The sequence below is a fragment of the Nocardiopsis chromatogenes YIM 90109 genome, from assembly GCF_000341185.1.
In the GTDB taxonomy this organism is placed as follows: Bacteria; Actinomycetota; Actinomycetes; order Streptosporangiales; family Streptosporangiaceae; genus Nocardiopsis_A; species Nocardiopsis_A chromatogenes.
The window spans coordinates 1-8,179 of record NZ_ANBH01000319.1; the positions used below are offsets into that span (position 1 = coordinate 1).

Annotated in this window: 7 protein-coding genes and 1 pseudogene; 5 read left to right on the forward strand and 3 right to left on the reverse strand. The window is 73.3% G+C overall.

The window, feature by feature from the left end; translation table 11 throughout:
• Positions 1 to 166 (reverse strand): annotated as a pseudogene (locus D476_RS39445) (AI-2E family transporter); the annotation flags it as partial.
• A 59-nt stretch (positions 167 to 225) separates the two neighbouring features.
• A complete protein-coding gene (locus D476_RS0128040; protein WP_017627208.1) occupies positions 226 to 573 on the reverse strand; it encodes a hypothetical protein in 348 nt (115 codons plus the stop codon).
• A gap of 173 nt (positions 574 to 746) precedes the next feature.
• Between D476_RS0128040 and D476_RS0128045 the strand changes: the two genes are divergently transcribed.
• Complete coding sequence (locus D476_RS0128045; RefSeq protein ID WP_017627209.1) at positions 747 to 2,213, forward strand: hypothetical protein; 1,467 nt, start codon at positions 747 to 749, stop codon at positions 2,211 to 2,213.
• A gap of 496 nt (positions 2,214 to 2,709) precedes the next feature.
• Here D476_RS0128045 and D476_RS0128050 read toward each other — a convergent pair whose 3' ends face one another.
• Positions 2,710 to 3,462: a glutamate racemase gene (locus D476_RS0128050; protein ID WP_017627210.1), complete on the reverse strand. Its 753-nt coding sequence runs from the start codon at positions 3,460 to 3,462 to the stop codon at positions 2,710 to 2,712.
• A 388-nt stretch (positions 3,463 to 3,850) separates the two neighbouring features.
• On the opposite strand from D476_RS0128050, the gene D476_RS0128055 reads away from it, so the two are divergent.
• The 4 genes from D476_RS0128055 to D476_RS0128070 form a co-directional block, all read left to right on the forward strand.
• The gene (locus D476_RS0128055; protein ID WP_017627211.1) at positions 3,851 to 5,272 is read left to right on the forward strand and encodes an FAD-binding oxidoreductase; all 1,422 of its coding nucleotides are present in this window, start codon (positions 3,851 to 3,853) and stop codon (positions 5,270 to 5,272) included.
• A 71-nt stretch (positions 5,273 to 5,343) separates the two neighbouring features.
• A complete protein-coding gene (locus tag D476_RS0128060; RefSeq protein WP_017627212.1) occupies positions 5,344 to 6,603 on the forward strand; it encodes an SAM-dependent methyltransferase in 1,260 nt (419 codons plus the stop codon).
• A gap of 95 nt (positions 6,604 to 6,698) precedes the next feature.
• Positions 6,699 to 7,205: a hypothetical protein gene (locus tag D476_RS34840; protein ID WP_017627213.1), complete on the forward strand. Its 507-nt coding sequence runs from the start codon at positions 6,699 to 6,701 to the stop codon at positions 7,203 to 7,205.
• A 60-nt stretch (positions 7,206 to 7,265) separates the two neighbouring features.
• Positions 7,266 to 8,179 (forward strand): cytochrome P450 family protein (locus tag D476_RS0128070; RefSeq protein ID WP_017627214.1); only part of this gene is annotated, 914 nt, incomplete at its 3' end.

An 8,179-nucleotide genomic window follows, 5' to 3' on the forward strand; every position in this document is an offset into this window, starting at 1 on the left:
GCTCCAGCGCCAGCGCCAGGAAGAGGGAGACCAGCAGCAGCACGAGCAGTCCGCGCAGCTGGAGGAAGAGCCAGCCCGCCACGGCGAAGCCGATGACCGTCGCGACCGCCAGGAACATCGCGCGCGGCAGCCACGCGGGCATGCCGCCCTTGTCGGAGTCGGTCATCGGGGTGGAATCGCCATCTCTGCTCTGCTCGCTGGGGTGCCGCGGCCCGGGGCCGGGGGTCAGTCGTCGAGGGACAGGCCGCGCTTGTTGCGCTGGGTCCACTCGCGCATCCGCTTGGGGTACCCGACGATCTGCACATCGTAGACGGGGGCGGCCAGGTCGCGCGCGACCTTGCGGATGACGTCGGGCGAGCCGACCCGCCGCCGGGTCCACTCCCCGTCGTGGGCGACCGCCACGGCCGTGGTGGAGGTCGCGAACGTCTCCGGTTCCACGAAGAACTCCACACCGGTACGGGACTTCGCGAAGTCGATCAGGGTCTTGATGTCGGAGTCCTCGGCGGCGCGGTCGAAGCGGGCCTTCCCCCGCTTTCGGGCCTTGCGCAGTCCGAACCGGTCTCGCCATCCCATTGTGTGTACGCGCTCCCGTCGCCGTTCCGCCGGAGTGTGGTGGTCGTGGTGTGCGGTGGGACCTACGGAACCGAGTCTATCCACCCGCGGCCAGGGGATTTTCGGCGTTCGGCACGCGCACGGGTGACCGCGCTGCTACGGTCGGTGCGCACGGACGCGAGGGAGAGTGTGGCGTGACGCTGTGGACCTGGGTCGCCGAGACGTCGCGGCGCCTCCGTGAGGAGGGGCACGCGGAGACCGCCGACGCCGTGGCGCGGCTGCCGCAGTTGGCGGCCGAGGGGGAGGTGGCGCGGATCCGCGCCCTGCTGCCGTCGGCGCTGCGCGCCGTGCGGGCCGACGCCGGTGTGCTGCCCCCGTGGACCGAGGGCTACCTGAACCACTGGGGCGCGGCCGCGCGGGTGGGCCACCGCGGCGAGGGGACCGCCGCGCTCGACCTGGTCGAGGGCGCGCTGCGGGCCGCGCACGGCGAGGACGGCGACGAGGACGAGGACGGCGGCGACTGCGGACCGGCGGCCTGCGCGGCGCAGAACGTCCTGGACTGCTACGCCAACATCGACGGCCCGGGCCGGACCGTGGACCGCACCGCGCTGCTCGCCGAGGCGATGACGCACGGCGGCCCGGGGCTTCCCGCCTGGGAGGCGCTGGTCGTGGCGCACGCCGACATGCTCATCGACGACGAGCGCCCCGACGAGGCCGTGCGCGAGCTGGACCTGCGCGCCGCCGAGATCCGCGAGGCCGGGGCCGAGGTCGGCATGGAGTACGGGTTCGCCTACGTGCGCGCCCTGCGCTACCAGGAGCGCTACACCGACGCCCTGCTCACCCTGGACCGGCTGGAGGAGGGCGCGCTGCGGTCGGTCCCGATCGGGGTGCCGCGCTCGGCGGCGGCCCGGCGCATCCGCTTCGAGCGGGCCCGGCTGCTGGCCTGGCTGGCCCGCTCCGGCCTCAAGCCCCCGGAGGAGGCGCGCGAGGCCCTGCCGGAGACGGCCGAGGCCGACGCCAACCCGCGCCTGCGCAAGGCGTGGGTGGACGCGGCCGAGGACCTGGTGGCGCTGGGCGAGATGCGCAACGACTGGCGCGTCGGCGTGGCGCTGACGTCGTGGTCCCGGTACGCCGAGCGGGTCGGCGCGCACCGTCCGTGCGCCCAGATGGCCATGGCCGCCGCGCGCCTGGCCGCGGCCCGGGACGCCCGCTGGGTCGCCGACTGCGCGATCCGCCGCGCCCAGCGCGCGCTGGTGCGGGTGCGCAGGGCCCAGGACCTGGAGAACGACCTCGAAGAGGCGCACGCGATGGTCAGGGCCGTCCCGGCGGTCGTGCTCCCGACCGAGCCGGAGGACCTCCTGGACGAGCTGCGCAAGGAGCCGCGCGCGTCGGTGGACCCCGAGCGCCAGGCCGACCTGGTGGTCGCGGCGCGCTCCCGCCGTCCCGAGGACACCGCGCTGCTGAACGCGCTGGGCCAGGTGGGCCGGACCCTCATGCTGAGCGATACGGCCGCCGAGCCCCAATGGCACCACGTCCGCCGCGAGCCGGGGGACCAGAAGGCGGCGCTGTCGCTGCTGGAGACGCTGCTCCACGACAACGACACCGCGGGCGTGCGGACCCTGGTCCGCACCCTGACGGAGGCGGCCCCCGCGAGTACGTGACCCGGGACGGTGGGGCGCCGGGGTGGGTGCGGACCAGGTCGGCGGCCCGTGCGCGGCGGCGACGGAGGTAGGCGGAGCCGTTCCCGGGCCCGAGCCGCCGTCCGGCGGGCCGTCGGCGGTGCGGGAGGCGGCGCGGCCGGGTGAGCGGCCGGTCTGGGACCGACCGGTCAGAGTAGGGACCGGCCGCCCGGCCCACCGGGGTGCGCCCCAGGGAATCACCGGCCCCCTGGAACAGGGTGCCCTGAAGTGGACCTGTCCGCCCCACGGGCCGGAGCGGCCGGCGCCGCCTGGCCCACCTCGGTGTCCTGATCAGGAGATCGCCCGACCGCCGAGTCGCGGCCGGTCGCAGTGCCGCCCCGGAGTGGCCTCCCCCAAGCCGACGCCGGCCGCAAGCGGCCGGACCGTGGTCGTGGACCAGGAAGGACTCCGACCGCCGTGGCCTTCGTCGCGCACGACCACCCTTTCGTCATCGGCGCGGACACCCACGGAGCCGTCCTCAGTCCGCCGTCGGGCCCTCGGCCAGGGCCCGGCCCGCGGGGTAGGCCAGGGCGGCCTTCGGCAGGTCCGACGGGCGGCCGCTGGCGAGGACGCGCAGGGTGCCGGTCGGGGCGGCACCGGGGGCGGGCTCGGCGCCGATGCGGCGCAGGGTCTGGGCCGCCACCGCCTGTGCGGCCGTGAACAGCGCCGGGCGTCCGCCCAGCACCGCCGCGATCTCGGCATCGACCAGGTCGTAGTGGGTGCATCCGAGCACCACGCCGCGGGTGTCGGCCGGGGTGCGCTCGGCGGCGTAGGCCACCGCCTCGGCCACCCGGTCCGGGTCGGCCGACTCCACCGCCTCCGCCAGGCCGACGCAGGCCACCGGGGTCGCCTGCCCGCCCGGTGCGTAGCGCGCGATCAGGTCGCCCTGGTACCGGCTGGCCGTGGTCGCGACGGTCGCCCAGACCGCGATCGGCTCGCCGCCCTCCGCCGCGGGCTTGATCGGCGGCACGGTTCCGATGACCGGGACCTCCGGCTCGAACCGGGACCGCAGCGCCACCAGGCCGTGGACCGAGGCGGTGTTGCACGGCACCACCACGGCGTCCGGTGCGCCGCCGGGAACGGCCGCGGCCGCCGCGTCGGCGCCCGCGATGACCCGGGCGACCACGTCGTCGTGGCCGCGGGGCCCCCACGGCATGTGGTCGGGGTCCATGGACAGGATCAGGTCCGCGTCCGGCCGCGCCGCGCGCAGCGCGGCGGCGGTGGAGAGCATCCCGATTCCGGAATCGACGAGAGCGATGCGCACGTCACCCGATCTTATGGTGCGCCCCGGGAAGGCGGGACGCCGGACTGCGGGCGCGCCGGAGGCGGGGTCGCGGGCAGGGGGCGGCCGGAACCGGCCACCGTGTCCGAAGAGGCGGCCGCAGTCGTGGGAGGACCGGACCATTCTCCGCTCCGATGGCCACGATCCGCACGCGTTCGCCACCTCCGCGTGCGACCCGCCCCGACCTGCCCCGGGGACCTCGTTCCGTTGCGCATTCCCGGTTGAGAGAGTGGCATGGGGAACAGTGTCGCCCGCGCCTCACTACCGCTTGGTAGGCGTAAGGTTGCCCCGGGCCAGACCGACGTCCGCGGCGCACCCAGTGCGCCGGAGAAGGGGAGTGAGCGTGCACCGTCAGCCTCCGCAGCGGGACTACGCCGACCACGTGGCCGCCGTCCAGCGGCTCCGGCGCGACTTCGCGAACCTGCCCGAGGGCGCGCCCGTCCGGCTCGCCAAGCCGACCTCGAACCTCTTCCGGTTCCGGGACGACAGCGACGCCCCCCGGCTGGACGTGTCCGCCTTCTCCTCGGTCATCTCGGTCGATTCCGCCACCCGCACCGCCGAGGTCGGCGGCATGACCACCTATGAGGACCTGGTCGCCGCCACCCTGCCGCACGGCCTGATGCCCACCGTGGTCCCGCAGCTGCGCACCATCACCCTGGGCGGCGCCGTCACCGGCCTGGGCATCGAGTCCAGCTCCTTCCGCACCGGGCTGCCGCACGAGGCGGTGGAGGAGATCGAGATCCTCACCGCCACCGGCGACACCGTCGTGGCCCGCCGCGACAACGAGCACGCCGACCTCTTCTACGGGTTCCCCAACTCCTACGGCACCCTCGGCTACAGTCTGCGCCTGCGCATCCGCCTGGAGCCGGTCGAGCCGTTCGTGCACCTGCGCCACCTGCGCTTCGGCGGCGGCAAGGAGGCCATGGACGCGCTCGCGCGGATCTGCGCGGACTCCGAGTACGAGGGCGAGCGGGTCGACTTCGTCGACGGCGTGTCCTTCGGTCCGGACGAGCTCTACCTCACCCTCGCCTCCTTCACCCCCAGCGCCCCCTGGACCAGCGACTACACCGGACACGACATCTACTACCGGTCGATCCCCAGGTACGCGGGCACGGGGCCGGGCGACTACATGACGATCGAGGACTACATCTGGCGCTGGGACACCGACTGGTTCTGGTGCTCGCGCGCGTTCGGTGTGCAGAACCCCGCGGTGCGGCGCCTGTGGCCGCGCTCGCTCAAGCGCTCCGACGTCTACCGCAAGCTGGTGGCCCTGGACCGCCGCACCGACTTCAGCCGGCTGCTCAACCACTACCGCGGCCGCCCCCAGCAGGAGCCCCTCATCCAGGACGTCGAGGTGGGCGTCGAGCGCGGCGCCGAGTTCCTCGACTTCTTCCACGAGAAGATCGGCATGACGCCGGTGTGGATGTGCCCGCTGCGCCTGAGCGAGAAGGGCGCGCCGGGCGAGGGCGGCCACATCTGGCCGCTGTACCCCCTGGAGCAGGAGCGGCTGTACGTGAACTTCGGCTTCTGGGGCATGGTCCCGATGAAGCGCGGACAGCGCCGCCACCACCACAACCTGCTGGTGGAGGAGGAGGTCACGCGCCTCGACGGCCATAAGTCCCTCTACTCCGACGCCTTCTACTCCGAAGAGGAGTTCTGGAGGCTCTACAACGGCGACGCCTATGGCCGCCTCAAGCGGGAGTACGACCCGCAGGGGCGGCTGCTGGACCTGTACGCCAAGTGCGTCGGCAACAGGTGAGGCGTTCAACGAAGAGATGACACGCCCGCCCCGGGGGATGGGGGCGACGTGCCGCGACGAAGGGAACGAACATGCGGCTTGCGGAGATCTTCGAACGCGTCGTCGGGCCCGACGCGCCCGTGGGGTTCCGCGCCTATGACGGCAGCACGGCAGGCGATCCGGACAGCGACACCACGCTGGTGGTGCGCAGCCCCGTGGCGCTGAACTACATCGCCCAGGCGCCCGGCGCCCTCGGCCTGACCCGCGCTTACGTCTCCGGGCACCTGGACCTGGAGGGCGACATGTACACCGCCCTCAAGAGGATGGCCGACCTGGTCTTCGACGACGGCCTGCGGCTGTCGCCGGTGGAGCTCGCCCGGATCGCGGCGGGCATCGGGTGGGTCAAGTTCGTCAACCGCGTCCCGCCGCCCCCGCAGGAGATGCGCCGCTCCCGGCTCTCCGGGCGGGGCACCCGGCACAGCAAGGGCCGCGACGCCGAGGTCATCCACCACCACTACGACGTCTCCAACGCCTTCTACGAGCTGGTGCTGGGTCCGTCGATGACCTACACCTGCGCGGTGTTCCAGAGCGAGGACACCTCGCTGGAGCAGGCCCAGTTCGACAAGTACGACCTGGTGGCCAAGAAGCTGGACCTGCAGCCGGGCATGCGCCTGCTGGACGTGGGCTGCGGCTGGGGCGGGATGGTGCGGCACGCGGCCAAGGAGTACGGGGTCAAGGCGCTGGGCGTGACCCTTTCCAAGGAGCAGGCCGAGTGGGCGAGCAAGCGCATCGCCCAGGAGGGGCTGTCCGACCTGGCCGAGGTCCGCCACATGGACTACCGGGACGTGCCCGACGAGTTCTACGACCGGGTCAGCTCCATCGGGCTCACCGAGCACATCGGCAAGAAGAACGTGCCGGACTACTTCGCGGGGCTGTACTCCAAGCTCAAGCCGGGCGGCCGCCTGCTGAACCACTGCATCACCCGGCCCCGCAACGACCTGCCGGCGATGGTGCCGGGCGGGGTGATCAACCGCTACGTGTTCCCCGACGGGGAGCTGGAGGGGCCGGGCTGGCTCCAGACGCAGATGAACGACGCCGGGTTCGAGATCCGCCACCAGGAGAACCTGCGCGAGCACTATGCGCTGACGCTGCGCGGCTGGTGCGACAACCTGGAGCGGAACTGGGACGCCGCGGTGCGCGAGGTCGGCGAGGGCACCGCCCGGGTGTGGCGGCTGTACATGGCCGGATGCATCCTCGGCTTCGAGAAGGACGTGGTGCAGCTGCACCAGATCCTCGGCGTGAAGCTGGACGGGACCGACGCGCACATGCCGCTGCGCCCGTCCTTCACCTGATGCCGACCTGATCCGGGCCCCGTACCCGGATCCGGCGCCCGCCACGCGCCCCCGGCCGCTCCCGGCGGCCGGGGGCGTTGCGGGATCATGGGGCCATGCCGGATGAACCGAGCGAGGAGCGGCTGCACGCCGCCGAGAACGCCGTCGCCCTGATCGATGCCTATGTCCGCTCCGACCGCGAGGCCCTGCTCGCGGCCGCCGAACGGGTCAGTGAGGAGGGGGACACCGACCTGGTCGCCTCCGAGCTGCGGATCTTCGCCACCTTCCTGACCCGCCGGGTGCAGGAGACCGGGGTGTCCTACCGCCCCGCCGACTCCCGGGAGGCGGTGGCCCGCACCGTGGCCGACCTGCTGCCCCCGGAGCTGGAGTTCGCCGTGGTCACGGCCTGGGAGGCGCATTCGGTGGGGGAGGAGGAGGCCGCCGAGCGGCTGGCCAACGGCGACCCCATGGTGCAGGTGCACATGCTCGCCGCCTTCTGCGCCGCGGTGGGCCGGGCCGTGTACAAGCCGGCCGAGCTGGTCTCGACGCTGCGCCTGGCGGCGGGGATCGAGCCGGGCGGGGACGGGGAGCCCGGAGGGGAGGGCGGAGACCAGGACACTTGACACGAGGAGAGGGCGTGTAAAGAGTGTGGGGGACTCCGCACCCGTCGGAAGGCCCCCCGCATGCTCTCGACGACGCACTCGGCCGGACCGGCCGACATCGACCTGTCCTCGATGGACTTCTGGCGCGCTCCGCAGGAGGAGAGGCACGCCGCCTTCGCCCGCCTGCGCGAGCGCGCCCCCGTCTTCTTCGAGGAGCCGGACGCGGGCCCGATCCCCACCGGGCCCGGCTACCACGCACTGGTCCGGCACGCCGACGTCACCGAGGCCAGCCGCTCCCCCCAGGTGTTCGCCTCCGAGCCCAGCGCCATCTCCATCCCGGACATGCCGCCCGACTTCGCCGAGTACTTCGGCTCGATGATCAACATGGACGACCCGCGCCACGCCCGGCTGCGGCGCATCGTCTCGCGCGGCTTCACCCCGCGCATGCTCGCCCGGCTGGAGGACGACGTGCGCCGCCAGGCCGAGGCCATCGTCGACGACCTGCTGGACAGGGGGCCGTGCGACTTCGTCTCCGAGGTCGCCGCCCGGCTCCCGCTGGCCATCATCTGCGACATGATGGGCATCCCGGAGAGCCGCCGGGCGATGGTCTTCGAGAACTCCAACGTGGTCCTGGCCGGAAACGACCCCGACTACCTGGGCGAGGACGCCGATACCGCGATCACCCGGCTGCTGAACGCCGGGGCCGAGCTGAGCGCCCTGCTCGGCGAGCTGGCCGAGCTGCGGCGCCGCGAGCCCGCCGACGACCTGACCACCGCCCTGGCCAACGCCAACATCGACGGCGAGTACCTGAGCGACCAGGAGCTGGGATCGTTCTTCATCCTGCTGGCGGTGGCCGGGAACGAGACCACCCGCAACGGCATCAGCCACACCCTGGCCCTGCTCACCGACCACCCCGGCCAGCGCGAGCTGTGGTGGGAGGACTTCGAGGGCCGCGCGGGCACGGCGGGGGAGGAGGTCATCCGGTACGCCTCCCC